General features: G+C 65.3%; 23 protein-coding genes. 13 read left to right on the top strand and 10 right to left on the bottom strand.

Annotated features, from left to right (window positions below; translation table 11 throughout):
• Positions 1-6 precede the first annotated feature (6 nt).
• The 3 genes from V3B48_RS04605 (at position 7) to V3B48_RS04595 (ending at position 4,521) form a co-directional block, all read left to right on the top strand.
• A complete protein-coding gene (locus V3B48_RS04605; RefSeq protein ID WP_014038155.1) occupies positions 7-1,611 on the top strand; it encodes a peptide chain release factor 3 in 1,605 nt (534 codons plus the stop codon).
• Between the two features lie 214 nt (positions 1,612-1,825).
• Positions 1,826-2,464: a hemolysin III family protein gene (locus V3B48_RS04600; protein WP_005410682.1), complete on the top strand. Its 639-nt coding sequence runs from the start codon at positions 1,826-1,828 to the stop codon at positions 2,462-2,464.
• Positions 2,465-2,547: 83 nt separating this feature from the next.
• Positions 2,548-4,521, top strand: coding sequence for an AsmA family protein (locus V3B48_RS04595; RefSeq protein ID WP_329893287.1), 1,974 nt, complete (start codon positions 2,548-2,550; stop codon positions 4,519-4,521).
• Positions 4,522-5,006: 485 nt separating this feature from the next.
• Here V3B48_RS04595 and V3B48_RS04590 read toward each other — a convergent pair whose 3' ends face one another.
• The 3 genes from V3B48_RS04590 to mtgA are packed head-to-tail and all read right to left on the bottom strand — an operon-like array spanning position 5,007 to position 7,224.
• Positions 5,007-5,438, bottom strand: a complete 432-nt coding sequence (locus tag V3B48_RS04590; protein WP_019336409.1) for a CBS domain-containing protein — start codon at positions 5,436-5,438, stop codon at positions 5,007-5,009.
• The gene (locus V3B48_RS04585) at positions 5,398-6,417 is read right to left on the bottom strand and encodes a glycosyltransferase family 2 protein (RefSeq protein WP_032130071.1); all 1,020 of its coding nucleotides are present in this window, start codon (positions 6,415-6,417) and stop codon (positions 5,398-5,400) included. The genes V3B48_RS04590 and V3B48_RS04585 overlap by 41 nt, the downstream gene beginning before the upstream one ends.
• A gap of 57 nt (positions 6,418-6,474) precedes the next feature.
• Positions 6,475-7,224 carry a monofunctional biosynthetic peptidoglycan transglycosylase gene (gene mtgA, locus V3B48_RS04580; RefSeq protein WP_032130069.1) on the bottom strand — a complete coding sequence of 250 codons (750 nt, stop codon included), beginning with the start codon at positions 7,222-7,224 and terminating at the stop codon, positions 6,475-6,477.
• 77 nt (positions 7,225-7,301) lie between these two features.
• On the opposite strand from mtgA, the gene V3B48_RS04575 reads away from it, so the two are divergent.
• The 3 genes from V3B48_RS04575 to V3B48_RS04565 all read left to right on the top strand — a co-directional run bounded on the left by V3B48_RS04575 (position 7,302) and on the right by V3B48_RS04565 (position 12,296).
• On the top strand, positions 7,302-8,195 hold the full coding sequence (locus tag V3B48_RS04575; protein ID WP_032130068.1) for an Hsp33 family molecular chaperone HslO: 894 nt from the start codon (positions 7,302-7,304) through the stop codon (positions 8,193-8,195).
• Between the two features lie 116 nt (positions 8,196-8,311).
• Positions 8,312-9,160, top strand: coding sequence for a hypothetical protein (locus V3B48_RS04570; protein WP_049420960.1), 849 nt, complete (start codon positions 8,312-8,314; stop codon positions 9,158-9,160).
• Positions 9,161-9,542: 382 nt separating this feature from the next.
• Positions 9,543-12,296, top strand: a complete 2,754-nt coding sequence (locus V3B48_RS04565) for a TonB-dependent receptor (protein WP_329893286.1) — start codon at positions 9,543-9,545, stop codon at positions 12,294-12,296.
• 138 nt (positions 12,297-12,434) lie between these two features.
• Here V3B48_RS04565 and V3B48_RS04560 read toward each other — a convergent pair whose 3' ends face one another.
• Positions 12,435-13,037, bottom strand: coding sequence for a TetR/AcrR family transcriptional regulator (locus V3B48_RS04560; protein ID WP_006464233.1), 603 nt, complete (start codon positions 13,035-13,037; stop codon positions 12,435-12,437).
• Positions 13,038-13,178: 141 nt separating this feature from the next.
• On the opposite strand from V3B48_RS04560, the gene V3B48_RS04555 reads away from it, so the two are divergent.
• The 4 genes from V3B48_RS04555 (at position 13,179) to V3B48_RS04540 (ending at position 17,536) form a co-directional block, all read left to right on the top strand.
• Positions 13,179-14,096, top strand: coding sequence for an alpha/beta hydrolase (locus tag V3B48_RS04555; RefSeq protein WP_032130065.1), 918 nt, complete (start codon positions 13,179-13,181; stop codon positions 14,094-14,096).
• Positions 14,093-16,570, top strand: a complete 2,478-nt coding sequence (locus tag V3B48_RS04550; RefSeq protein ID WP_329893285.1) for an acyl-CoA dehydrogenase — start codon at positions 14,093-14,095, stop codon at positions 16,568-16,570. Before V3B48_RS04555 ends, V3B48_RS04550 begins: the two co-directional genes overlap by 4 nt.
• 75 nt (positions 16,571-16,645) lie before the next feature.
• On the top strand, positions 16,646-17,125 hold the full coding sequence (locus V3B48_RS04545; RefSeq protein WP_049420962.1) for a hotdog fold domain-containing protein: 480 nt from the start codon (positions 16,646-16,648) through the stop codon (positions 17,123-17,125).
• Positions 17,126-17,131: 6 nt separating this feature from the next.
• Positions 17,132-17,536, top strand: coding sequence for a hypothetical protein (locus V3B48_RS04540; RefSeq protein ID WP_032130062.1), 405 nt, complete (start codon positions 17,132-17,134; stop codon positions 17,534-17,536).
• A gap of 29 nt (positions 17,537-17,565) precedes the next feature.
• Here the strand turns inward: V3B48_RS04540 and V3B48_RS04535 are convergent, their stop codons facing one another.
• The gene (locus tag V3B48_RS04535; RefSeq protein ID WP_049463540.1) at positions 17,566-17,913 is read right to left on the bottom strand and encodes a DUF1304 domain-containing protein; all 348 of its coding nucleotides are present in this window, start codon (positions 17,911-17,913) and stop codon (positions 17,566-17,568) included.
• A gap of 77 nt (positions 17,914-17,990) precedes the next feature.
• A complete protein-coding gene (locus tag V3B48_RS04530; RefSeq protein WP_329893284.1) occupies positions 17,991-19,319 on the bottom strand; it encodes an MFS transporter in 1,329 nt (442 codons plus the stop codon).
• A gap of 285 nt (positions 19,320-19,604) precedes the next feature.
• On the opposite strand from V3B48_RS04530, the gene V3B48_RS04525 reads away from it, so the two are divergent.
• Complete coding sequence (locus V3B48_RS04525; RefSeq protein WP_032130059.1) at positions 19,605-21,002, top strand: serine hydrolase domain-containing protein; 1,398 nt, start codon at positions 19,605-19,607, stop codon at positions 21,000-21,002.
• A 107-nt stretch (positions 21,003-21,109) separates the two neighbouring features.
• Here V3B48_RS04525 and V3B48_RS04520 read toward each other — a convergent pair whose 3' ends face one another.
• On the bottom strand, positions 21,110-21,868 hold the full coding sequence (locus V3B48_RS04520; RefSeq protein ID WP_032130070.1) for an SDR family oxidoreductase: 759 nt from the start codon (positions 21,866-21,868) through the stop codon (positions 21,110-21,112).
• A 114-nt stretch (positions 21,869-21,982) separates the two neighbouring features.
• Here V3B48_RS04520 and V3B48_RS04515 point away from each other — a divergent pair, with 114 nt between their 5' ends.
• Complete coding sequence (locus V3B48_RS04515) at positions 21,983-22,876, top strand: LysR family transcriptional regulator (protein ID WP_329893282.1); 894 nt, start codon at positions 21,983-21,985, stop codon at positions 22,874-22,876.
• A gap of 119 nt (positions 22,877-22,995) precedes the next feature.
• On the opposite strand, the gene V3B48_RS04510 is transcribed toward V3B48_RS04515, so the two are convergent.
• Positions 22,996-23,514, bottom strand: a complete 519-nt coding sequence (locus V3B48_RS04510) for a hypothetical protein (RefSeq protein ID WP_032130057.1) — start codon at positions 23,512-23,514, stop codon at positions 22,996-22,998.
• Between the two features lie 183 nt (positions 23,515-23,697).
• Between V3B48_RS04510 and V3B48_RS04505 the strand changes: the two genes are divergently transcribed.
• Positions 23,698-23,997, top strand: a complete 300-nt coding sequence (locus V3B48_RS04505) for a hypothetical protein (RefSeq protein ID WP_125895567.1) — start codon at positions 23,698-23,700, stop codon at positions 23,995-23,997.
• A gap of 292 nt (positions 23,998-24,289) precedes the next feature.
• Here the strand turns inward: V3B48_RS04505 and gcvH are convergent, their stop codons facing one another.
• Together gcvH and gcvT are read right to left on the bottom strand one after the other, a co-directional pair.
• Entirely contained in the window at positions 24,290-24,685 is a 396-nt protein-coding gene (gene gcvH, locus V3B48_RS04500; RefSeq protein ID WP_005410701.1) for a glycine cleavage system protein GcvH, read from the bottom strand.
• Positions 24,686-24,778: 93 nt separating this feature from the next.
• On the bottom strand, positions 24,779-25,891 hold the full coding sequence (gene gcvT, locus V3B48_RS04495; RefSeq protein ID WP_125895566.1) for a glycine cleavage system aminomethyltransferase GcvT: 1,113 nt from the start codon (positions 25,889-25,891) through the stop codon (positions 24,779-24,781).
• Between the last annotated feature and the right edge of the window lie 374 nt (positions 25,892-26,265).

The raw sequence follows: 26,265 nt of genomic DNA, 5'->3' as shown, positions 1-26,265 counted from the left end.
ACTGCCATGTCCGAAGTCGCCAACGAAGCGTCGCGTCGCCGCACCTTCGCCATCATTTCCCATCCTGACGCCGGCAAGACCACGCTGACCGAAAAGCTGCTGCTGTTCGGAGGCGCGATCCAGATGGCCGGTTCGGTCAAGGGCCGCAAGGCCGCCCGCCACGCCACCTCCGACTGGATGGCGCTGGAAAAAGAGCGCGGCATCTCCGTCACCTCCTCGGTGATGCAGTTCCCGTACGAAGGCAAGATCGTCAACCTGCTCGACACCCCCGGCCACGCCGACTTCGGCGAGGACACCTACCGCGTGCTGACCGCGGTGGACTCGGCGCTGATGGTGATCGACGTGGCCAAGGGCGTGGAAGAGCGCACCATCAAGCTGATGGAAGTGTGCCGCCTGCGCGACACCCCGATCATGACCTTCATCAACAAGCTCGACCGCGAGGGCAAGGACCCGATCGAGCTGCTGGATGAAGTGGAAACCGTGCTGGGCATCCAGTGCGCGCCGGTGACCTGGCCGATCGGCATGGGCCAGCGCCTGAAGGGCGTGGTCCACCTGCTGACCGGCGAAGTGCACCTGTACGAACCGGGCCGCAACTTCACCCGCCAGGACTCGACCATCTTCCCGTCCATCGATGCGCCCGGCCTGGCCGAGAAGATCGGTGCACAGATGCTGGCCGACCTGCGCGACGAACTGGAACTGGTGCAGGGCGCCAGCCATCCGTTCGACCTGGACGCCTACCGCGCCGGCAAGCAGACCCCGGTGTTCTTCGGTTCCGGCGTGAACAATTTCGGCGTGCAGCCGCTGCTGGACTTCTTCGTCGAACATGCCCCGTCGCCGCAGGCGCGTTCCACCACCGGCCGCGAGATCGCCCCGGAAGAGAACAAGCTGACCGGCTTCGTGTTCAAGATCCAGGCCAACATGGACCCGCAGCACCGTGACCGCGTGGCGTTCATGCGGGTCTGCTCGGGCCGCTTCAGCGCCGGCATGAAGACCTTCCACGTGCGCACCGGCAAGGAAATGAAGCTGGCCAACGCGCTGACCTTCATGGCCAGCGACCGCGAGATCGCCGCCGAGGCGTGGCCGGGCGATGTGATCGGCATCCACAACCACGGCACCATTTCCATCGGCGATACCTTCACCGAAGGCGAAGCGGTCACCTTCACCGGCATCCCCAACTTCGCCCCGGAACTGTTCCGCCGCGCACGCCTGCGCGATCCGCTCAAGCTCAAGCAGCTGCAGAAGGGCCTAGCCCAGCTGTCCGAAGAAGGTGCGACCCAGTTCTTCCGCCCGCTGACCAGCAACGACCTGATCCTGGGTGCGGTCGGCGTGCTGCAGTTCGACGTGGCCGCCTACCGCCTGAAGGACGAGTACGGCGTGGAAGCCACTTTCGAGCCGGTCAGCGTGACCACTGCGCGCTGGGTCCACTGCAGCAACGAGAAGAAGCTGGAAGAGTTCCGCGAGAAAAATGCGCTGAACCTGGCGCTGGATGCAGCCGGCCACCTGGTCTACCTGGCACCGACCCGGGTCAACCTGCAGCTGGCGCAGGAACGCTCGCCGGACGTGCGCTTCTCGGCCACCCGCGAAGCGGCGCATACGGTTTCGGTGGGCTGATGCCAGCGGGCCGGATCCCTTTCCGCAGGGAAAGGGCTCTGCCCCCGGCCGTCGCGGGTGGTTCATCCACGCATGGCGTGGATCTACCGCTCACGGATTCATCGGCGCAACGCAGGGATTCACCCACCATACGGTGACGGGCGTGCACACGGCGGCCATCGCGGCGATGATAGGGGGACGCGGGTCCCCCTCCCCGTGAACGATGCCCATGCCCATGTCCACGACGTCCATTGCTTCGATCCGTGAAGAAATCGCCAGCGCCCTGACCCATGGCCTGGGCGCGGTGTTCGCCCTGGCCGCCAGCGCGGTGCTGATCACCCTGGCTGCGATCTACGGCGACGGCTGGCAGCTGGCCAGCGCGATCGTATTCGGTATCGCGCTGTTGCTGCTGTACACCGCCTCCACCCTGTATCACGCCATCCAGCATCCGGTCGCCAAGGGCCGCTTGAAGGTGTTCGACCACTGCGCGATCTACGTGCTGATCGCGGGCACCTATACCCCGTTCACCCTGATCGGCCTGCGTGGTCCGTGGGGCTGGGGCCTGTTCACCGCGATCTGGGCGCTGGCGCTGGGCGGCGTGGTGTTCAAGCTGTTCTACACCGGCCGCTTCAAGGTGCTCTCAACGGTGATCTACATCGCCATGGGCTGGCTGGTGGTCGTGGCGATCAAGCCGATGTGGGCTTCGATCGACGGCGGCACCCTCACCTGGCTGTTCGCCGGTGGCCTGTCGTACACGCTGGGGACCTACTTCTACCACCGTGAATCGATCCCGTATTCGCATGCGATCTGGCACCTGTTCGTGATCGGTGGCAGCGTCTGCCACTTCGTCGCGGTCACCATGCAGGTGCTGTAAACCAGCGTTCGAACGCGGCGTGTGCACACCACGCACATGGACGCTTCGCGCCCTGTCCACGAAGAGGGGGCAACCATGGCGGCGTGAATGCTGCCGCCTCCCCTGCCGCAAAGCGCACGACCCGCTGGCGCCTCCGCCGCCCCGGCCCACGAGGCCGGCGCTGGCTCACGATCCTGATCTTCCTGCTGGCGGCACTCCTGCTGCTGATCGCGCTGTGGGACTGGAACTGGCTCAAGGGGCCGGTTGAGCGCGCGGTGCAGGCACGCACCGGCCGTGCACTGCACATCGGGAACCTTGATGTCGACCTCGGCCGCACCAGTACGATCCGCGCCGATGCGATCACCTTCGCCAATGCAAGCTGGGCGAAGCAACCCGATATGGCCACCGCAGACCGCGTCGAGATCGACGTGCGGGTGTGGCCCCTGCTGCGCGGCAGCGTGCAGCTGCCCGAAGTACGCCTGACCCGGCCGGACGTGCTGCTGGAAACCGCCCCGCGCAAGGGCGAACCGGGCAATTGGGATTTCCTCGGTGACAGCGCCGGCGGGACCAGCCCCCAGCTCAAACGGCTGCGCATCGATGACGGTCGCCTGCAGTTCCTCGACGCGCTCGGCCGTACCGATATCCGCGTGGACGTGCGCAGCGGCCAGCCGAAACAGGCCGATGCGGCGCCACCGCTGCTGGTACAGGGCAAGGGACACTGGCAGGGCAATCCGTTCACCCTGCGTGGCGGCACGGAATCACCGCTGGAGCTGACCGACAGCGACCATCCGTTCCGCATCCATCTCGATGGCCGAGCAGGCGCCACCCACGCGGTAGCCAGTGGCACGCTGACCAATCCCTTCCAGCTGCGCGTGTTCGATCTGCAGTTTGCGCTCAGCGGCCAGGACCTCGCCGACCTCTATCCGCTGCTCGGCATTGCCATTCCGCCGTCGCCACCCTATGCGTTGAACGGCCGGCTCAAGCGTGACCACAACGTCTGGCGCTACGACGCCTTCACCGGCAAGGTCGGCGACAGCGACCTCGGTGGCAATCTGCAGTTCGAAGTGGGCGGTGCGCGGCCGCGGCTGACCGCCACGCTGGAATCCAAGCGCCTGGACTTCGATGACCTTGCCGGCTTCGTCGGTGCCCCACCGAAAACCGGCGGCGGCGAAACCGCCAACGCCGAACAGAAGGCCGAGGCCGCACGGGTTGCCGCCCGCGCACGCGTGCTGCCCGACACGCCCTACAACCTCGGCAAGCTGCGCGCGATGGATGCCGACGTGCGCTGGAAAGCCCACCGCATCAACGCGCCATCGCTGCCGCTAGACGACATGAACGCGCACCTGTTGCTGGATGACGGCGTACTGCGGCTGGACCCGCTGAACTTCGGCGTGGCCGGAGGCGATATCCGCAGCACGATCCGCATGGACGCGCGCCGTCCGCAGATCAGCACCGCCCTGAAGGCCAGCGTGCGCGGCGTGCAGCTCGGCCAGCTGTTTCCGGACGCGAAACTTGCCGAGCAGGCCAAGGGCGGCATCGGCGGCGAGGTGGACCTGAGCGGCCGCGGCAACTCGATCGCCGCGATGCTCGGCAGCAGCAGTGGCAAGGTCGGCCTGGCGATGGGCCGCGGCCATGTCGGCAACCTGGTGATGGAACTGGCAGGGCTGGACATCACCGAATCACTGAAATTCCTGGTGACCGGCGACAAACAGATTCCCCTGCGCTGCGCCTTCGCCGACTTCGGCGTGCGCGACGGCCTGATGACCAGCCAGGCGCTGGCGGTGGACACCACCGATACGATCCTCATCGGCGAAGGCACGGTCAGCCTGCGCGACGAGACCCTGGACCTGCTGCTGAAACCACGCCCGAAGGACAAGAGCATTCTGGTGCTGCGCTCTCCACTGCACATCAGTGGCACGTTCAAGGACCCGTCATTCCGACCGGACTTCAAGGCGTTGGGCATCCGGGGAGCCGTGGCCCTGGCACTGGGCAGCATCGCCCCACCGGCGGCGTTGCTGGCGACCATCGAACCGGGGCCGGGGAAGGATGCCGACTGCGGGGGGCAGTATGCGAAGTAGAGTTACAGCGTTGTTCGCGGCGCCTCTTTTCCCGCGCGTAGAGCCGGAGCAAGGCGACAGGCAGGACACGCCGTAAATACGTCCCTGTAGGCTCGGTCGGCGCATCCATGCGCCTCACGGTCCTGCCTGCCGCCTTGCTTCGGCTCCGGACAGGTTCCTGCGCGCGGAACGAGAGCGGAAATTCAAAGTCAGAAGAAAAAAGCAAATTCAAAAGCTGTTGCCAACCAAGGTTGGCAGCTACCCAAAGCAGATCGTCTGCGGCGAATCTCACCGCGCTCGCGGCAATGTATCCAGAGGCAGAGGGCATGGGCGTGCAGGACCGTTGGCGCCATGGATGGCGCCATCGAGCCTACAGGGACGTACTTGCGGCGTGTCCTGCACGCCCATGCCCTCAGCCTCCCGGCGTACCAGGAAGGCGCTGCCCTCAGCTCTGGCTCTGGCTTCGAAAAGCGGGCCGGCGGGCCGCAGGCCCGCCAGCGAACAACTCACCCTGCCACGATGTACTGCTGCAGCTGATCCAGCTCGCGCCGCTGCGCATCGATCACCGACTTCACCAGGTCGCCGATGGAAATCACCCCCAGCACCTGTGCTCCCTCCACCACCGGCAGGTGGCGGATGCGGTAGTCGGTCACCAGCTGCAGGCAGTGCTCCACCTGCTCGCCTGGCGAGACCGTCACCACCTTCGCCGTCATGATCTCGGCCACCGCCGTATCCCGCGACGAACGATCACGCAGCACGATCTTGCGCGCGTAATCGCGCTCCGAAAGGATCCCGACCAGCCGCGGACCGTCCATCACCAGCACCGCGCCAATGCCCTTTTCCGCCATCAACCGGATCGCATCGATCACCGCCGCATCCGGCGCGACCGCATGCACTTCAGGAGACTTGCCGTCCAACAGTTGCCGTACCGTGGTCATCTGCCTGCCCTCCGAGGGTGGGTTGCAGGGCCGAGTCTGCCACGGCGGATGCTAGCCACGCGTCAACCAGGTACAACGGGCGCTGCTTGGATTCCTCGTACAGCCGTCCCAGGTACTCGCCGATCAGGCCCAGCGCGATCAACTGCACCCCGCCCAGGAACAGGATCACCGCCATCATCGTCGGCCAACCCGCCACGCGGTCACCGTACAGGGCCGCCTTGGCAATCACCCACACGCCGAATACGAAGGCCACCGCCGCCGTTGCCAGGCCCATGTAGGTCGCCGCCCGCAGGGGAACGGTCGAGAACCCGGTGATGCCCTCCAGCGCGAAGTTCCACAGCCGCCACAGGCTGAACTTGCTGGAGCCGGCCACCCGCGCGTGACGGTGGTAGGGCACAGCAATACGCTTGAATCCGACCCAGCTGAAAAGGCCCTTCATGAAGCGATGGCGTTCACGCATCTCGCGCAGCGCACTCAGCGCGCGTGGCGACAACAGACGGAAATCACCGGTGTCGGCAGGGATCGGCGTGCGTGACAGGCGACCGATCACCCGATAGAACGCCGCCGCCGTGGCGCGCTTGATCCAGGCTTCGCCATCGCGGGCCATGCGCGTGCCATAGACGTTGTCATGGCCCTCGCGCCAGCGCGCAACGAACTGCGGCACCAGTTCCGGCGGGTCCTGGCCATCGGCATCCAGGATCATCGCCGCGCCGTCGCGCACCAGATCCAGGCCGGCAGTCAGCGCGGCCTCCTTGCCGAAATTGCGCGACAGCTTCAACGCCGATACGCGCGCGTCGTCCTGCGCCAATCCTGCGATCACCTGCCAGGTACCGTCGTGGCTGCCATCGTCCACATACAGGATGTGGCCATCGATGTCGGGCATTCCGTCCAACACCGCACACAGGCGGGGATGCAGGCACGGCAGCGCCTGCTCCTCGTTGTAGGCGGCGATGACGACAGTAAGGCGTTCGCGGTTCATGCCCGGATTGTACGTCGCCTGCAGGTGCACGGCCTGCCGCCCCGATGACAGGTGTCCTCAGTCTTCCGACAGGTACGCCGCGCCGCCCAGCTGCCGTGCCTGGCGCTGGATCCATGCCGCGCGCCGCTGCACGTACGGCCCTGGCTTTGCCGCGTTGTAGCGCCGCGGTGCCGGCAACACCGCCGCCAGCCGTGCACTCTCGGCCGGACTCAACCGGGACGCATCCTTGCCCCAGAACGTCTGCGCCGCCGCCTGCGCGCCATAGACGCCGTCGCCGAACTCGGCGATGTTGGCGTACATCTCCAGGATCCGTTCCTTCGGCCACAGTGCTTCGATCAGCACCGTGTACCAGACTTCCAAGCCTTTGCGGATCCAGCTGCGGCCCTGCCAGAGGAACAGATTCTTGGCGACCTGCTGGCTGATCGTGCTGGCCCCCCGCAGGCGTCCGCCCTTGGCGTTGTGGTCGCGGGCCTTCTCGATGGCCTGCAGGTCGAAGCCATTGTGGTCGGGGAAGCGCTGGTCCTCCGCGGCCACCAGCGAGATCGGCAGGCTCGCTGCCATCTGGTCCAGGTCGCGCCACTGGTAATGCAGGCGATAGGACCAGTCGGCCTCCCCCAATGCCTCGCCATAGCGCCACAGCATGACCGTGGATACCGGCGGGTCGATGAACCGCAGCACCAGTACCTGCAGGCAGCTGAAAGCGGCCAGCAGCAGCGGCAGCCAGAGCAGCCGTTTCCAGCGCCAGCGCCTGCGGCGCGGGACTTCCGCGATGGCCTCCACCTTGTGCTGCTCTCCCCCTGCCCCCATTACTGGTGCATCCTTCTTCTATCCGGTTGTCGGCGCATTATCCGGCAACCGCCCTCGTTTACGCGCGATGTGAGCCGATGACCGCCAACCCCGATTCCCTGATCCGCTTCCTGCTTCCCGACGCTGGCGTCCGTGGCGTCCACGTGCGCCTGCAGGCGACCTGGCAGGAGATCCTGTCCCACGCCGAGTACCCGGATACCGCCGCCGAACTGCTCGGCGAGGCCTGCGTGGCCTCGGCGCTGTTCACCGGCCACACCAAGATCGATGGCCGCCTCTCGATCCAGCTGCGCAGCAGCACCGCGCTGCGCACCCTGTTTGCCGAGTGCACCGCCGCCGGTACCCTGCGCGGCATCGCCCAGCTCAGCGACGGCGCCGATGCGCCGCGCGACCTGTCCAGCCTGGGTGATGACGCCCTGCTCGCGATCACCATCGAGAATCCGGGCCTGGACCCGCGCGAGCCGCAGCGCTACCAGAGCCTGGTCGCGCTGACCGCACCGGAGCTGGACGAGGCCTTCGAGGACTACTTCCGCCAGTCCGAACAGCTGCCGACCCGCCTGCTGCTGGCCGCCGACCGCAACGGCGCCGCCGGCCTGCTGCTGCAGAAGCTGCCGGGCGACGAGGGTGACGAGGACGGCTGGGCGCGTGCCAGCGCCCTGTTCGAGACCCTGGGCAAAGCCGAGCTGCTGGCCACCCCGGCCGAGCAGCTGCTGCACCGCCTGTTCCACGAAGAGAAGCCGGAACTGATGGGCGGCAAGCCGCTGTCCTTCGCCTGCTCCTGTTCCCGCGAGCGGGTCGCGTCGATGCTGCAGTCGCTCGGCGAGGACGAGGCCCGTGCCGCAGCCGCGGACACCGGCGCCGTCGAGGTCCGTTGCGAATTCTGCGGGCGGGAGTATCACTTTCCTTTGACGGAGTTCGGCATACTGTTCCACGGTGCCGAGGGGACTGTACCGGCGCCTGAACGGCTTCAGTAAACAGCTTGTCTTGCATCTGGGGGGATCAAGGCTTGTTAAGAATTCATAAACACCCTAGGATCAAGTTCCCGTCTCCGCGGGAACTTCCGTTGTCCGTCCCTGTCTGAACTGGTCCGATGCGTACCTTCCTGCGTCTACCGCTGGCCCTGCTGATCGCCCTTGGCGCGATCACGGGCGTGCACGCGCAGAGCAAGGACACCCGGACCGTGCTGCCGGTATGGAACAAGGGCAGCGGCAAGGTCGAGGCCCTGCTGTACCTGGAGCCCACCGGTGAACAGGCCGCCGGCGCCCGCTGGCACTTCGGCCGCAACTCGCTGGATGCAGCCTTCGGCCTGTCCTCCGGCGATTCGCTGGGCCTGCTCTGCAACAGCAGCAGCGGGACCAGCATGAGCGGCCTGGCCAGTCACTGCATGCTGGCCAGCCTGGGTGACGACGACGACCTCAACAGCCGCCGCTTCACCGGTACCGCCGCGCTGAACCGCGGCAGCAGCCGTCTCGGCATCACCGCCGGCACCGGTCGTGAAACACTTCCGGCGTGGCTGTCCGGCCCGAACAAGACACCCTCGCTGCGTGCCGAGCAGAACGATCTGACCGTATTCGCGCAGAAGAACATCGGCCGCGAGGGTTTTGTCTCGATCGCCGGTACCTACGCCAAGGCCCGCCTGGTACCGCTGGCCGATGCCGCACCGTCCATCGTCGACCGCTGGGACAGCAAGAGCCTGAGCATCGGCGCCGGCTACGGCAACTTCACCGGCAGCATCATCGGCCGCGTGATCGACGTGCCGGGCAAGCCCGGCAAGTGGGAGGGCCTGGGCATCGGCCTGACCTGGCGTACCCCGTGGTCTGGCCAACTTACCGTTGGCGCCGAGAACGTGATCAGCCGCGGCAAGAATCCGTTCTCCCCGCGCAATGAAAGCAATGACGACGGCACCGTGCCGTACGTGCGTTACGAACAGGATCTCTGACCCCACCTCCTGGGTCTTCCTGCAGTGACTTCTCCCGGGCGCCGAAAGGCGCCCGTTGCGTATGCGCGTTCGTGATACACGCAGAGCGCTTTTCGACGAATTGGATACCGCGCAATTCACGTCGACACACTGCGATACACATCAACGGAAACTTTTTTCATCACTTTGCGCTAACAAACGAGACAGAGTGATGTCACCTGCGATTCAACCCCTTGATTTCGTGCATCAATTTTCATTTTTACCAAAATCATAGACTTGATTAACGCAGCTTTAATTCTTGGCGAACGCCCGCTACTATCGGCTCAGCCTCGCGATTTGGGAGCGCTTTTCGCTCCCCCGCCGGGCATTAACCCAGCCAAGATTTCTTGGAGAGAGAGAGCCAATGAATTTCCAGTCCAACAAGCTGCGCGATGCCGTTCTGATCGCGCTCGTTGCCGGTGTGGCGTCCACTGCCACCGCCCAGGCCCAGGAAGCGACCAACCTTGACCGCATCTCGGTCACCGGTTCGCGCATCAAGAGCACCGACATCGAAACCTCGCAGCCGGTCCTGAGCCTGACCCGCGCCGACATCGAAAAGCAGGGCGTGACTTCGGTCGCCGACATCCTGCAGCGCGTTGCCGCCAACGGTGCCGCCCTGAACCGTACCTACAACAACGGCGGTGACGGTTCTGCCGGCGTCAGCCTGCGCAACCTGGGTTCCGAGCGCACTCTGGTGCTGGTCAATGGCCGCCGCTGGACCACCGGCCTGGATGGCAGCGTCGACCTGAACACCATCCCGACCGCGATGATCGAGCGCATCGACATCCTGAAGGACGGCGCATCGACCATCTACGGTTCGGACGCGATCGCCGGCGTGGTGAACATCATCACCAAGCAGAACTTCGATGGCGCGGAAGCCAACTTCTACAAGGGCCAGTACAGCGCCGGTGACGGCGACCGCGAAGCGGCCGACTTCACTCTGGGCACCACCACTGACCGCGCTTCGCTGGTGCTGGGCGTCTCCTACGTCAACGAAAAGGCCGTGATGGCCGGCGATCGCAAGATCTCCGCCGGTGGCCCGCCGTTCTTCAGCGGCCAGAGCAGCACCGGTATTCCGGGTTCGTATCTGCGTAACGACGAGCGTTACATCATCCTCAACGGCGTTGAAACGCCGTTCGATCCCAATGTTCACGGCTACAACACCGCGCCGGACAACTACCTGCTGACCCCCAACGAGCGCACCTCGCTGTTCGCGGTGGGTTCTTACAACGTTACCGACAACATCACCTTCCGCACCGAGGCGATGTACAACGAACGCAAGTCCGAACAGCTGCTGGCTGCCATGCCGGTCACCGGCCAGCGCCTCAGCGCGGGCAGCATGTACAATCCGTACGGCGTTGATCTGACTGGCGTCGCGCGCCGCTTCAACGAAACCGGTGGACGTTCGTTCAACCAGAACGTCAAGAACTGGCACTTCTACGGTGGTTTCGAGGGCTTCTTCGAATTCGCCGACCGCAATTTCGACTGGGATGTCGGCTACCGCTACGACAAGACCGACCAGAACGATCTGACCTACGGCCTGTTCAACAAGCAGCGTCTGGCCGAGGCATATGGTCCCTCGGCGATCCGCGATGGCAAGGCTGTGTGCCTCAACTCCGCTGGCGCAATCATTCCGGGCTGCGCCCCGATCAATCCGCTGGGTGGGATGGGTTCGATCTCGCAGGAGGCACTGGATTACACCTCGTTCACCGCGCATGACTCCGCCAGCCTGGTGTCCAAGGGTTATTACGCCAACATCTCCGGCGAAATCGTGCAGCTGCCGGCGGGTGCATTGGGCTTCGCAGCTGGTTACGAATATCGCAAGGAAACCGGTCAGTTCGATCCGGACGCCTTCATCGCCTCTGGCCTGAGCACCGGCAACGGAGCATCCCCCACCAAGGGTAGCTATGACCTGGACGAGTTCTTCCTGGAACTGTCGATCCCGGTGCTGGCTGACCTGCCGGGCGCCAAGCTGCTCGACTTCAGCGCGGCAACCCGCTACTCGAAGTACAGCAACTTCGGCAACACCACCAACAACAAGTTCGGTTTCCGCTGGAAGCCGATCGACGACCTGATGGTGCGTGGTAACTACTCGGAAGGCTTCCGCGCCCCGAGCATCAACAACCTGTATCGCGGTGATGCTGACTCGTTCGAGAGCTACATCGATCCGTGCTCCTCAACGTCTGGTCGCCGTACCGGCGCTATCGCGGCACAATGTGCGGCAGAGGGCGTGCCGATCGGCTTCGTTCAGCCGGGCGCTGGTAGTGGTGCGAAGCAGACTCCTGAGCCGTTCACCTGGCAGGCCAACCCGAACCTGAAGCCGGAAACCTCGACCAGCAAGACGCTGGGCCTGGTGTGGAGCCCGAGCTTCGTGCAGGGTCTGAACGTGACCCTGGACTGGTGGCAGATCAAGATCGAGGACGCCATCACCCGTCCGGCCATCCAGGACATCATGGATCGTTGCTATGGCGGCACCGCGCAGGAGCAGGCAGCCAACTGCGGCCTGATCACGCGTGACCCGAACTACGGCAGCACCAACCAGCGTTACACCATCACCAACGTCAACATGCCGCTGCAGAACCTGGCGTCGTACAAGGTGGAAGGTTGGGATCTGGGCATCCTGTATAAGTTGCCGGAAACTTCGATCGGCCAGTTCACCATCACTCTGGACGGCACCTACCTGTCCAAGTGGGATACCAAGTCGACTCAGGATGCTCCGATCGAGGGTCGCCAGGGACGCTATCTCGACCAGGATCCGTACTGGCGCATCCGTTCCAATCTGTATGTGGACTGGTCCTACGGGGACTTCGGGGTCAACTACGGCATTCGTTACAAGTCCGGCATGACCGAACCGTGCCCGTTTGATCCAGTCAAGGAACCGGAAACCTTCGCATACTGCTCTGATGGCGCGAAGGGAACGAACCACATTGGTGCCACGACCTACCACGACATCCAGTTCCGCTACAACACGCCGTGGAAGGGCACCATCATGGTCGGCCTGAACAACGCGTGGGACAAGAGCCCGCCGGTTTCGTACTACACCTCGTACAACATGTTCGACCCGCAGTACGACCTGCCGGGCCGCTACATGTACATGCAGTACAAGCAGAAGTTCTGATCGATCCACTGATCAGCTGATGCAGCAACGGCCCCGCAAGGGGCCGTTGTTTTTTTGTGCCTGCCAGATCGCGGCAGCACCAACGGAAAAGGCCGCGGCATTGCCGCGGCCTTTCTGCATTCAACGCAGCAACGACGCTCAACCGTTCGGAATCAGCGTCTCGATGAGATGCTCGACATAGGCCTCGAAATCCTCGCGCGCCTGCTTGGGCTGCTGCAGCTGCAGCGACAGCTGGAGGAAGCCGACATAGGCCGCGTAGGCCAGGCGTGCGCGGTGGCGCGCATCGGTCGAGCTGAGCCCTGCCTGGCGGAACGAGGCGATCAGATAGTCGAGGCGGCGCTGCGACACGCGGTCGATCACCGGACGCACCATCGGATGGTCCAGTGCCTTCAGCAGCTCGCTGTAGATGATGTGCGGCTGCACTTCATGCGCCACCATCTGGAACAGCTGGCGCAGGCGCACGCGCGGGTCCGGCACGTCTTCCAGGCTGCCGAACACCTGTTCCTGTTCGAACAGTTCCCAGCGTTCCAGCGCGGCCTGCAGCAAGGCGTCACGCGAGGGGAAATGCCAATAGAAACTGCCCTTGGTCACGCCGAGGCGCCGCGCCAGCGGTTCCACCGCAACGGCGCCTACGCCTTGTTCAGCAATCAGGTCGAGGGCCGCCTGGGCCCAGTCTTCGGCACTCAGGCGGCTGTTGCGGCCGGCGCGCGGTTCGCCGGCGGAAGCGTCAGGTTGATTCATGGGCTGATTTAACCATACGCCGGGGTTCGTTGCAGTACGCCGTTGCGGGCGAAACCGTCAAAGGGCTCTCCCGCAGGGCTGCCGCACCGCACCATACGATGCAGTATTGACTTCCCTCACAAGCGATCCATACTAGCAAGTATGGTTACGTCCCCTACTCCCGCTGCGTTCCATGACCTGCACCTGGAGGCGGCCCATGGTGCCCGCCTCGCCGCCACTGCCAGCGACCACGGTCGTCGTGGCCGGGTGCTGTTCGCGCACGGTTTCGGCCAGACCCGTCACGCCTGGAATGCCACCGCGCGTGCCCTGTCTGCAGCCGGCCTGCAGACGCTGGCTTATGACGCACGTGGTCACGGCGATTCGGACTGGAATGCCGCCGACCTGCCCTACCACGGCGAACAGTTCGCCGATGACCTGATCGTGCTGGCCGGTGAACAGCCGCGCCCGCCGGTGCTGGTTGCGGCCTCGATGGGGGGCCTGTTCGGCCTGCTGGCCGAGTCGCGCTGGCCGGGCCTGTTCTCGGCGATGGTGCTGGTCGACATCACCCCGCGCTGGGATACCGCCGGTGTCGAGCGCATCCTCGCCTTCATGACCGCCCATCCCGACGGCTTCGCCTCGCTGAGCCAGGCCGCCGACGTGATCTCGGCCTACATGCCGCACCGTCCGCGCAAATCCGAGCAGTCGCTGCGCGCGCTGCTGCGCGAAGACGGTCACGGCCGCTGGCGCTGGCACTGGGATCCGCGCCTGGTGGCCGAACTGGCCCGCGACAGCGAACAGCACCAGGACGCACTGGCCGAAGCCGCGCGCCAGGTAAAGTGCCCGCTGCTGCTGGTCAGCGGCGGTCGCAGCGACCTGGTCACGCCGCAGACCGTGGCCGAATTCCTGGCGTTGGCGCCGCACGCGCGTCATGTACAGCTGCCGCAGGCCACGCACATGGTCGCCGGCGATGACAACGACGCCTTTACCGCTACTGTGTTGGACTATCTGGACGTGTTGCCCGCAGCAGACGCTGCGGCTTCGTCCGCCACAAACGAGCACGTCACCGGAGCACGCTCATGAGCATCGTTCTTCCCTTCCTCGCCCTGCTGCTGGCAGGCGCGTTCGTCGCCTACCACCGCATGCGGCTGGTTACCTGGACGCTGATCAGCGTGGCCCTGCTGGCCGCCTGCTGGTTCATTCCCTACGTCAACCAGACCGCCACGATCGTCGCAGCCGCTGTATTGGCCGTCATCGCCGTGCCGCTGCTGCTGCCGTTCATCCGCAAGCCGCTGCTGACCGGCCCGATGATGAAGGTGTTCCGCAAGGTGCTGCCGCCACTGTCGCAGACCGAGCGCATCGCGCTGGAAACCGGCTCGGTCGGTTTCGAGGGTGAACTGTTCACCGGTGATCCGGACTGGAACATCCTGCTCAACTATCCCAAGCCGCAGCTGACCGCCGAAGAACAGGCCTTCCTCGATGGCCCGGTGGAAGAGCTGTGCACCATGGTCAACGACTGGGAAATCACCCACGTCCACGCCGACCTGCCGCCGGAACTGTGGGCCTTCATCAAGAAGAACAAGTTCTTCGGCATGATCATCCCGAAGGAGTACGGCGGCCTGGGCTTCTCTGCGCTGGCCCACCACAAGGTGATCCAGAAGCTGGCGTCGGTGTCTTCGGTGGTCAGCTCCACCGTCGGCGTGCCCAACTCGCTGGGCCCGGGTGAACTACTGGTGCATTACGGCACCCAGGAACAGAAGGACCAGTATCTGCCGCGCCTGGCGGATGGCCGCGAAGTGCCGTGCTTCGGCCTGACCGGTCCGTTCGCCGGCTCCGACGCCACCTCGATTCCGGACTACGGCATCGTCTGCAAGGGCGAGTGGAACGGCGAGCAGGTGCTCGGCGTCAAGCTGACCTTCGACAAGCGCTACATCACCCTGGCCCCGGTCGCTTCGCTGATCGGCCTGGCCTTCCGCATGTACGATCCGGATGGCCTGATCGGCGATACCCGCGACATCGGCATCACCCTGGGCCTGCTGCCGCGCGACACCGCCGGCGTTGAAATCGGCCGTCGCCACTTCCCGCTGAACTCGACGTTCCAGAACGGTCCGATCCGCGGCAAGGACGTGTTCATTCCGCTGACCCAGCTGATCGGTGGCGCTGCCATGGCCGGCAAGGGCTGGAACATGCTCAACGAGTGCCTGGCCGTGGGCCGCTCGATCACCCTGCCGTCCACCGCCAGTGGTGGTGCCAAGGCCGGTGCCGCGGTGACCGGCGCCTATGCGCGCATCCGCAAGCAGTTCGGCCTGTCGGTCGGCCGCTTCGAAGGCGTGGAAGAAGCGCTGGCCCGCATCGGCGGCAAGGCCTACAAGATCAGTGCGCTGTCGCAGGCCACCGCCGCGGCGGTTGACCGTGGTGACGTGCCGTCGGTGCCGTCGGCGATCGCCAAGTACCACTGCACCAACATGAGCCGCGAAGTGATCTCGGACATGATGGACGTGATCGGCGGCAAGGGCATCATCCTGGGGCCGCGCAACTTCGCCGGCCGCAGCTGGCAGGCCGCGCCGATCGCGATCACCGTGGAAGGCGCCAACATCATGACCCGCAGCCTGCTGATCTTCGGCCAGGGTGCGATCCTCTGCCACCCGTGGGTGCTGAAGGAAATGAAGGCCGCGCAGGATCCGGATACCCGTGCCGCTCTGCAGGAGTTCGATCGCAGCCTGTTCGGCCACATCCGCTATGGCCTCTCCAATGCCGTGCGTTCGTTCTGGTTCGGCCTGACCGGTGCACGCTTCGGTGCTGCCCCGGGTGACGCCTACACCCGCCGCTACTTCCGCAAGCTGGACCGTTACTCGGCCAACCTGGCGCTGATGGCCGACATCTCGATGATGACCCTCGGCGGCAAGCTGAAGTTCAAGGAATCGCTGTCCGGCCGCCTGGGCGATGTGCTGAGCCACGTCTACATGACCAGCGCCATGCTCAAGCGCTACCACGACGAAGGCGCACCGCAGGCCGACCAGCCGCTGCTGGCCTGGGCCTTCCATGACAGCGTGCACAAGATCGAAGAATCGCTGTCGGCCGCGCTGCGCAATTTCCCGATCCGTCCGATCGGTTGGCTGATGTGGGCGTTGATCTTCCCGCTGGGCCGTCGTGCCGAGGCCCCCGGCGACCGCCTGAGCCGCCGTGTTGCTGCTCTGCTGATGGCGCCGAACGAAGCCCGCGACCGTCTGGCCAGCGGCGTGTTCCTGACCCCGTGCGAGAACAACCCGGGCGGCCGTATCAACAGCTACCTGAGCAAGGCGATCATGGCCGAGCCGGTGGAGCGCAAGTTCCTGAAGGCGCTGAAGAGCAAGGGCATCGAAGCGCTGGACTTCAAGAGCCAGCTGGACGAGGCCGTGGCCGAAGGCGTCATCACCCAGGACGAGCGCAGCCTGCTGGAAGAACTGCGCACGCTGACCCTGGACACCATCACCGTGGACGATTTCGACACCCACGAACTGCGCGCGGCCAGCTACTACGACCGCCAGCACAAGGACCCGCATTCGCAGGCGGCCTGATCGCCCGCGACACGCGTTGCCACGACGGCGGGCCTCGGCCCGCCGTCGCTTTATCCGCCGACCGGAACATCAACCATGTCCACGCCCCTGCTCTCGCTTTACCACCGCCTGCAGCGCTGGCCTGCCGGCAACTGGCTGTTCTCGCGCGCGGTGTGCTTCAAGGCGCCCTACTTCGCCAGCATCGCACCCACCATCACCGCACTGGAGCCTGGCCGCTGCGAAGGCGTGATCCGCCAGCACCGCCGCATCAACAACCACATCGGCACGGTACATGCGATCGCGATGTGCAACCTGGCCGAGCTGGTCGGCGGGGTGATGGTGGACGCCAGCCTGCCGGCAGACATGCGCTGGATCCCCAAGGGCATGGAAGTGAAATACCAGGCCAAGGCCTTGGGCACGTTGAAGGCCGTGGCGACGCCCATGTTGTCCATCGTCAGTGCTGCGGACGGCTACGACCTGCCCGTGAAGGTCAGCGTGACCGATGCGGCAGGGACCGAGGTGTTCCATGCGACCATCGCGATGTGGGTATCGCCGCGCCCTCCGCGTATAGGCTGATCAACCATGACGACCGCTGAACTGCTTGTGCGCCTGGCAGGCATTCACAGCCTGGGGTTTGCCGCCTTCCATCTGGCGTTCTGGCGGCTGTTCGGCTGGAAACGCGAGCTCGCCCAGCTCGGCACAGTCAACCGCGCGATCATGCAGATCCTCAATCTGCGCGTGATCTATGTGTTCCTGGGAATGGGGCTGATCGCGCTGATCTTTGCCCCGGACCTGGTCGGCACTCGTCTGGGGTTGGTCCTGCTGGGTTTCATGGCGGTGTTCTGGGTGGGCCGCGCGCTTGAACAATTCGTCTTCCTGCGCATCAACGACTGGCGCGTACACCTGCTGACGGGCCTGTTCGTGCTGGGTGCGGCGCTGCATGCCGTGCCAATGTGGCTGGGCTTCATGCGCGCCATCAGCCGCTGAGCGGCGGCGCCTGCCAGCACGCGCCCACGTCAGAGCGCTCGCGACACCAGCGCCAGAATGGCCGGTACGGCCTGGATCATGAAAATGCGCCGGCTCACGCTGTACGCGCCATAGCACCCGGCCACCACCACGCAGGCCAGCGAGAACGTCACCAGCACCGGCTGATCGATCACCAGCCCCACCACGATGCCCGCCGCCAGAAAGCCGTTGTACAGGCCCTGGTTGGCCGCCAGCACGCGCGTGGTCTCTGCCTTCTCTGGCGTGTTGCGGAAGGTCTTCAGGCCCAGCGGGCGCGTCCACAGGAACATTTCCAGCACCAGGAAATAGACGTGCAGCAGGGCGACCAGCAGGGTCAGGGCGAGGGCGATCCAGTACATGGGCGGTTCCTTGGATAGATGGATGGGGTGATGGGGTCAGAGCCTCTCCGTGGGAGAGGGAGCCGACCCCGCGCGGCTCAGCGGTCGCGCGGCAGCTTCTTTTCTTCGCGCAGCACACCGAATGCGGCGGCGGTCATGCACGCGGCAACCACCACGCCGCCGATGAACACCACGTGTGAACCAAACAACGACAAGCCCTTGTGCACCCACGCAAAGCTCAGGTCCGCGCCGCGGTACACCACGGTATCGATGGCCGCACCGGCCTTGTAGCGCCACTGCCGGTCCACGCGGGTATAGATGGTTTCGCGTGCCGGCTTGGCCAATGCGAACTCGCTGGCGCGGGTCATCACCTGCACCACCGCCACCATCATCGGCAGCGGCGATGCGGCCAGCACCGAGAAGCCGATCAGGATCGCAAAACCAGGGATCAACAGGGCCGGCGCGATACCGTGGCGCGACAGCAGCCAGCGGGTCAGGCCGAGCTGCATCAGCAGCGCCAGTGCGTTCACCGCCAGGTCGATACGCGAAAAGAAGGCCGTGGCAGCGCCTGCATCGTTGAACGCCGCACGCACGATGCTGGCCTGCTGGTTGTACAGCAGGGTGCCCACGCCCACACCGAACACCACCATGATCGCCAGCCAGCGCAGCAACGGCTCACGCACGATCAGTTTCAGACCGTCCAGCACGCTGCCACCCATCGGCTGCTCGCCGGATACCAGCTGCTGCTCCTGCTCACGCAGCACCGCCCAGTGCCGTAGTCGCCAGATGCTCAACAGGCAGATGGCGAGGAATCCGGCCGAGACCAGCATCAGGTTGGCGATGCCCACACGCTGCACCAGTGCACCGGTGATGATCGGCCCGAGAAAGGCACCGATGGTGCCGGCCGCGCCGATGTAACCGTAGAAGGCACGTGCCTGCGCGTTGGAAAACACATCGGCCATGAAGCTCCAGAACACCGCCACCGCGAACAGGTTGAAGACGGTGATCCAGAAAAAGAACGCCATGCCGCGGCCTGGCACACCGCTGTCGAACAGTACGTAGAAACCCAGCAAGGTGACGATGAAGAACCCATACACCGCCGGCAGGAACACCCGCCGTGGGAAGCGGCTGACCAGCCAGCCGTACACCGGCTGCAGCACCAGCATGATCACGAACACGCAGGAGAACAGGAACTGCAGGACGAAATCCTTCAGCGCGATGCCGTGGCTGGCGAACCAGGCGATCAGCATCGGCGGAAACACGGTCTCCAGGTCGGCCGAGGCGGCCATCGCCTCCCGCACCGGGCGCAGCACGTAGTAGCCGCTGAGCAGGCAGAAGAAGTACAGGAACGACCACCACAGCGCCGGCGACTCACGCAGTGCCGCCGTCAGCCCACGCAACGGCCCCTTGCCCTTCACCGCGCTCACGCGGTGTCCCTCGCCAGAAGACGGCGGTTGGACAGCGGCATGGCAGGCTCCGGGGCGGTGAAGCGCGTACGTTAGCCAATGCACTGCAACATCGCCAGCAGCAGCCTCGCAGAAGGCCGCAACGCAGTGTCACGGCCCCGCCCGGACGGCACGTTCCGACACATGCTTTCGGGGCGTCAAAATTCCAACTTTTTCAACGAGATGCGCATTCATCTTCGCTTTGTTTGTGCACAAGGGAAAAGCGGCGCTAGAATCGCCATCAGCAGTCGCGCACGGGTCTCCACGATGAAAAAGAACAGCCTGCGTCGTCCGATCCGTTCGGCGGCCACCGGTTTGCTGGGCATGTTGATGCCCGTTGCCTTGTCCACCACCGCGCAGACCCCGCCGCCATTGCCGCCGATGCCGGCCAACATCGAATCCGCCGCCACCGCCGTCGCCCACACCCAGCCCGCCGCTTACCGCACCGGCCTGGTGCCGCAGGTGCAGCTGCCGGCGGCCGGCTTCAACGTGGCCAACATCGAATCGATGGCGCAGCAACTCACCTATGGCGAGCGTGTGCCCGGCATGGCCGTGGCCATCGTGCAGGGTGGCCGCGTACTCAGCGCGCGTGGTTATGGCGTTACCGATGTCAACAACCCGCTGCCGGTCGACGCCCACACCGTGTTCCGCCTGGCATCGCTGTCCAAGGCCTTCGCCGGCACCATGGCCGGACTGCTGGTCAACGATGGCACGCTGCGCTGGGACAGCAAGGTCACCGACTATGTGCCGGGCTTCCGCCTGAACTCTCCGGAAGCGACCGATCGCCTGACCGTGGCCGACGTGCTCAGCCACCGCGTCGGCCTGCCGTACAACGCCTACGACCGCGACATCGAAGGCAACGCCGAGTACTACGCACTCACCCAGAAGCTGGCCAATACCAGCCTGAAGTGCCTGCCGGGCGACTGCTACGCCTACCAGAACGTGGCCTTCAGCCTGATCGGCGACGTGGTCTATGCCGCCTCGGGGAGCTTCTACGAGCAGTCGGTCGAGCGCCGCATCTTCAAGCCGCTGGGCATGAACGATGCCAGCCTCGGCCTGGCCGGCATCCAGGCCAGCTCGCGCTGGGCGCGTCCGCACGTGCGCAGCCGCAATGGCTGGGTGTCGCTGACACCGAAGCCGACCTACTACCGCGTCGCCCCGGCCGCCGGCGTCAACGCCAGCGCCAGCGACATGGCGCAGTGGCTGCTGGCCCACACCGGCCATCGCCCGGACGTGCTGCCGGCACCGCTGCTGGCCACCCTGCATTCGAGCCTGATCAACACCCCGGGCGAAATGCGTTCGGGCTGGCGCCGCGAGCGCCTGCATTCGGCCGGCTACGCACTGGGCTGGCGCACCTTCGACTACGCCGGCCACGATGTGGTGTTCCATGCCGGTGCCGTGCAGGGCTATCGCGGCCTGGTCGCGCTGGTGCCGGAACGCGATCTCGGCATCGCCATCATGTGGAACGGCGAAAGCGGCCTGCCCAGCGGCCTGCTGCCGACGGTGCTCGATTCCGCGCTCGGCCTGCCGACGCAGCGCTGGCTGGACGTGGACACCGACTTCGGCAGTGACAACCTGATGGCCGAAGGCGCGAGCCCGGCGCAGCAGGACAAGCGCAAGGGCAAGGGTGCTTCGAGCAACCGTGCGGTGGCCTCGCCGCGCTGAGTTGGCGGGCTTCACCGTGTGTGCGAAGGGCGGCCTGCGGGTCGCCCTTTTTGTTGGCAGTTGTAGAGCAAAGCAGTCGAGCACCGCTCGACTCTACAAACGGAAGGCTAATGCGCGAAGTAGTGCATGCCGCCATCCACCGGAATCACCGCGCCGGTGATGTAGCCGGCCAAGGGCGAGGCCAGAAAGGCCACCAGCGGCGCCACCTCCTCCGGATCACCAAAACGCCCGATCGGAATGTTGCGTTCGATGAACTCACGCCGGCTTTCCTCGGTGGGATGCAGGCGGTCCCGGATCTGAGCACTGTTGATGCGTCCCGGCGCGATTGCATTGACCGTGATGCCCTGTGAGGCCAGCGCCGACGACAGCCCTTTGCTCCACAGATGCAACGCCGCCTTCGCCGCCGTGGCAGCATTCACCGCGCGCGGTTCCATTGAACCGCTGAGGTTGATCACCCGCCCCCAGCCCTGCGCCTGCATCGCCGGCAGCAGTGCCTGGGTCAGGCGTCGTGCCGAAGAGAAGTTCAAGGCCATGGCTTCCTCCCAGACATCGTCCCCCGCATCCACCGTGGTCGGCCGGCCTCCTCCAGCCGCATTGACGAGGATGTCGACACGCGTCAGTGCCGCCGAGGCTGCATCCGCAATGTGGCGTACCTGCTCCGCATCGGTGAGGTCGCCCAGCAGGACGATCGGTGCCGGCGCGCCTGCAGATTCGATCTCTGCCGCCAGTGCATGCAGCGGCTCGGCACGCCGTGCACTGATCGCAATGCGTACTCCCTGGGCCGCCAGCAGCCTGGCCACACCGGCACCGATGCCACTGCCCGCCCCGGTGATCAGCGCGGTACGCCCTTCAAGCCCCAGATCCATGATGTTCTCCCAATCCGCCAGCCGGTACATCCGGCCCGTGCAGTACATGCTGTTTGATCACCCCTGATTGATAAACTCCGCGCAGGTTTCAGCATTCAACACCCGGGGTGTCAGATGAATCTGCTGGAGAGCATGCAGGTCTACGTGCTGATCGTGGACAAGGGCAGCCTCAGCGCTGCGGCGGCGGCGATGGATATCTCGGCGACGATGGCCGGCAAGCACCTGCGTGCGCTGGAAGCACGGCTGGGGATGCAGCTGTTGAGCCGTACCACCCGGCGCCAGCACATGACGCCCTTCGGCGAGGACTACTACACGCGCTGCCGGGAGATCCTGCGGCTGGTGGAAGAAACGGACGCACAGGCGCAGCACCAGCAGCTGGCACCGGCGGGCACGTTGCGCATCAGTGCACCGGTGATCTTCGGCACGCACGCACTGGTACCGGCACTGGCCGAATACATGGCGCGCCATCCGGATGTCCGGGTCGAAGTCACGCTGAGCGACCGCGTGGTCGACCTCCCCGAGGAGGGTTTCGAAGCGGCGCTGCGCATCGGCACGCTGGCCGACAGCAGCATGCTGGTGGCGCGTGCGCTGGCACCGTATCGCTTGATGATGTGCGCATCGCCGGCGTACCTGGCCAGGCATGGCACGCCTCGCAGCCTGCAGGACCTCGCCCTGCATCAGTGCCTGTCCTTCGAACCGAGCGCACTCGCACAGTGGCTGCAGGCCGATGCTGGCGAACTCGAGCGTGTGCCCGGCGGCCGGCTGCAGATCAACAACGGCGAAGCGCTGCGCACGGCAGCGCTGCATGGGCTGGGCATCGTGCTGCAGTCGGCACTGCTGCTGGCTGCCGACATCGACACCGGACGCCTGGTGCAGCTGTTCCCTGAGTTCGGCCAGACCGGTCGGCCGATGCACGTGGTCTACGCCCACGATCGCTACCACTCGACCCGCCTGCGCAGCTTCCTGGACTTCCTGGTGGAGCGCTTTCCACCGGCGCCGCACCGCTAGCGTCGCCCGTCGGAAAAGCAGTCGAGCACGGCTCGACCCTGCAAACGGCCCATAAAAAAACCCCCTCCCCGCTGGGCAGTCAGGGAAGGGGGTTTCAGGATGCGGCTATCGGGAAGTACTTAGATCAGCGGCGCCGGGGTTGCCGGCAGAGCGACCGGAGCAGCCTTCTTCTTGCGGGCGGCCGGCTTGCGCTTGGCAACCTTCTTCGCTGCCTTCTTCGGGGCAGCCTTCTTGGTCGCCTTCTTCGCGGTCTTCTTTACTGCCTTCTTGGCGGTCTTCTTGACAGCCTTCTTGGCAGTGGCCTTCTTCGCGACCTTCTTGGCCGGCTTGCGGGCCGTTGCCTTCTTGGCAGTCTTCTTGGTGGCCTTCTTGGCTACCTTCTTGACGGCCTTCTTCGCGGTCTTCTTGACGGCCTTCTTGGCAGTGGACTTCTTGGCTACCTTCTTCGCCGCCTTCTTCACTGCCTTCTTCGCAGTGGTCTTCTTGGCGACCTTCTTCGCAGCCTTCTTCACTGCCTTCTTGGCGGTCGCCTTCTTCGCGACCTTCTTCACTGCCTTCTTGGCAGCGGCCTTCTTCGCGACCTTCTTCACCGCTTTCTTGGCGGCGGGCTTCTTCTTCGCAGCTTTCTTGGTTGCCATGGGATGGCTCCTCGTCAGTGATAGGGAGTTGAAACGCCCAGGTGGATCAAACCCGCGGATGCTGCGTGCGGGGACCGCCGGCGCGTCAGGCGCGCCGTTACGGATGCGGCAATGCCCGCCTCGATCGGCGGAGCGGACATCGGAACGGGAGTTGCCTTGCATTTCTCCGGGGGAAGCGGGGCCATGTCCACCGTCATCAGGGTCGCGGTGGTCTTGAAGGGGCTGCTTCGCATCGGACGATTGATTCTGCGCACTCGGTTGGGCAGGCAAGGTCTGCTGAGGCGAAACCTAATCACGGTTTTTTTTACTGTCAACAACCCCCGCGAAAAATTTTCACATCCGCGCCATCCCGGACGCCGCCCTCGCCACCGCCGTGCGCGCCCTGCAACGACCATTGAAGCGGCGCGCACGCGCGCCGCATACGACGAAGTCGATGCGCTCTCTGAACAAAAAACACTTGAAATAAGCACTCTGCGCAGATAGGCACATGTTCCGGACAACAGCGCACGTGCATCGCCGATGGTCACCCGCACCGTCGCCAACGCCAGCACAACGGGGCCGCAACGGGGGGCGAAAAGTTTTCACATTCGATCGCTTCGGCGCGGGGCGGAAACGCGGATTTGCGCAAAACTGCGCACGCTGATCGGCACCGTTCGTCTGTCGGCTGATGCCACGCCAAGGGTGCAGAGCGAACCCGCCGTCATGAGTCCGACGCACTCGCCAAAACAAAAACGGCCACCCGAAGGTGGCCGTTCCAGAACCCGGAAGTGACGACTCAGTGGTCGTCGTTTTCCAGGGCTTCGGCATACGCGTCCGGATCCAGCAGTTCGTTGACCTCTTCAGCGTTGGTCAGTTCGACCACGAACATCCAGCCTTCGCCGTAGGCATCTTCATTGATGGTTTCCGGCTTGTCGGACAGCGCCGAGTTGACCTCGACGACCTTGCCGCTGATCGGGCTGTAGACGTCCGAGGCGGCCTTCACCGACTCGACAACGGCGATCTGCTCGCCAGCCTTTGCGTCGGCGCCGACTTCCGGCAGTTCGACGTAGACCAGGTCACCCAGCAGGCCCTGGGCGTGGTCGGAAATACCGACGGTGACACGGCCATTGCCTTCGACACGGGCCCACTCATGGGACTTGAGGAACTTGAGGTCGCCGGGGATCTCGCTCATGGGACTGCTCCAGAGATATGCAGGGGTGGAAAAAACGGGGCTAGTGTAACCAACCGGCCGCCACTGCTGTCAGTGACGATCGGCAGTTTCGGATCAGGCGTCGGCGAGCACGCCGGGCTGGGCCTGGCCTTCGCGCACGAACGGGAACTTGACCACGCGCACCGGCACCTGCCGGCCACGGATGTCGACGGTGACCTCACCGAGTTCACCGGCCGGTACACGGGCGAAGGCGATGCCCTTGGCCAGGGTCGGCGAGAAGGTGCCGGACAGGATCTCGCCCTGGCCGCCGGCGGTGGTCACCGCCTGACCATGGCGCAGCACGCCCTTCTCGTCCATCACCAGACCGATCATCTGGCGGGCGGTGCCGGCAGCCTTCTGCGCTTCCAGCACCTCGCGGCCGATGAAGTCGCGGCCTTCGTCCAGCGACACGGTCCAGGCCAGCGCCGCTTCGTACGGGCTGATCTCTTCGTCCATGTCCTGGCCGTACAGGTTCATGCCGGCTTCCAGGCGCAGCGTGTCGCGTGCGCCGAGGCCCGCCGGCTTCACGCCCGCCGCCAGCAGGCGGTTCCAGAACGCGACCACGGCATCCTGCGGCAGCAGGATTTCGAAGCCGTCTTCGCCGGTGTAACCGGTACGGGCGACAAACAGTTCGACGCCGTCATCGGACTGCACCTGCAGGGCGGCGAAACGGCCCAGCTTGGCCAGCGCTGCGCGATCGCTTTCGCGGGCCAGGCCGATGACGATGTCGCGCGCCTGCGGGCCCTGCACGGCGAGGATGGCCAGGTCCGGGCGCTGCTCGACGGTGACGCCGAACGGTGCAGCCTGCTCGCGCAGCCAGGCCAGGTCCTTCTCGCGGGTGGAGGCATTGACCACCATGCGGAAGAAATCGTCGCCCAGGTAGTAGACGATCAGGTCGTCGATGACGCCGCCGCGCGGATTCAGCATGCACGAGTACAGCGCCTTGCCGGTCACCTTCAGCTTGTCGACCGAGTTGGCCAGCAGGCGGCGCAGGAACGGCTTGACCTGGTCACCGCGCAGGTCGACCACGGTCATGTGGCTGACGTCGAACACACCCGACTCGCGACGAACGAGGTGGTGCTCGTCGAGCTGCGAGCCGTAGTGGATGGGCATGTCCCAACCCCCGAAATCGACCATCTTGGCGCCAAGGGCGCGGTGGGTATCGTTGAGCAGCGTCTTCTGGGTCATGACCGGGTCCGGCAGCAGAGGAAACAAGAATCCCCATTATCCCAGATCGGTCGTCCGCAGGTCGCGCCGCAGCGCAGCGGGGTGTTTGGCCGGCCTGCGGCCGGCGCCGCTTTCTACAGCTGGAGCGCAAAGCCTGAGTTCATCGGCTCTGGATTGACTCGGCCTGGGCGGGTCGGAGCGAGTGCTTTTGCTCTTTGCTCTTTGCTCTTTGCTCTTTGCTCTTTGCTCTTTTTCTTTTTCCGTGGGCTGGACGCGCACGGAAACTGTCGGGGGGGGGGGGGGGGGGGGGGGGGGGGGGGGGGGGGGGGGGGGGGGGGGGGGGGGGGCGGCCGGGGGGGGGGGGGGGGCGGGGCGCGGGGGGGGGGGGGCGGGGG

The sequence above is a fragment of the Stenotrophomonas sp. SMYL20 genome, assembly GCF_036320045.1.
GTDB lineage: Bacteria > Pseudomonadota > Gammaproteobacteria > Xanthomonadales > Xanthomonadaceae > Stenotrophomonas > Stenotrophomonas maltophilia_A.
Note: the sequence above shows the minus strand (reverse complement) of the source record. Positions and strands in the feature narration are given on the sequence as shown.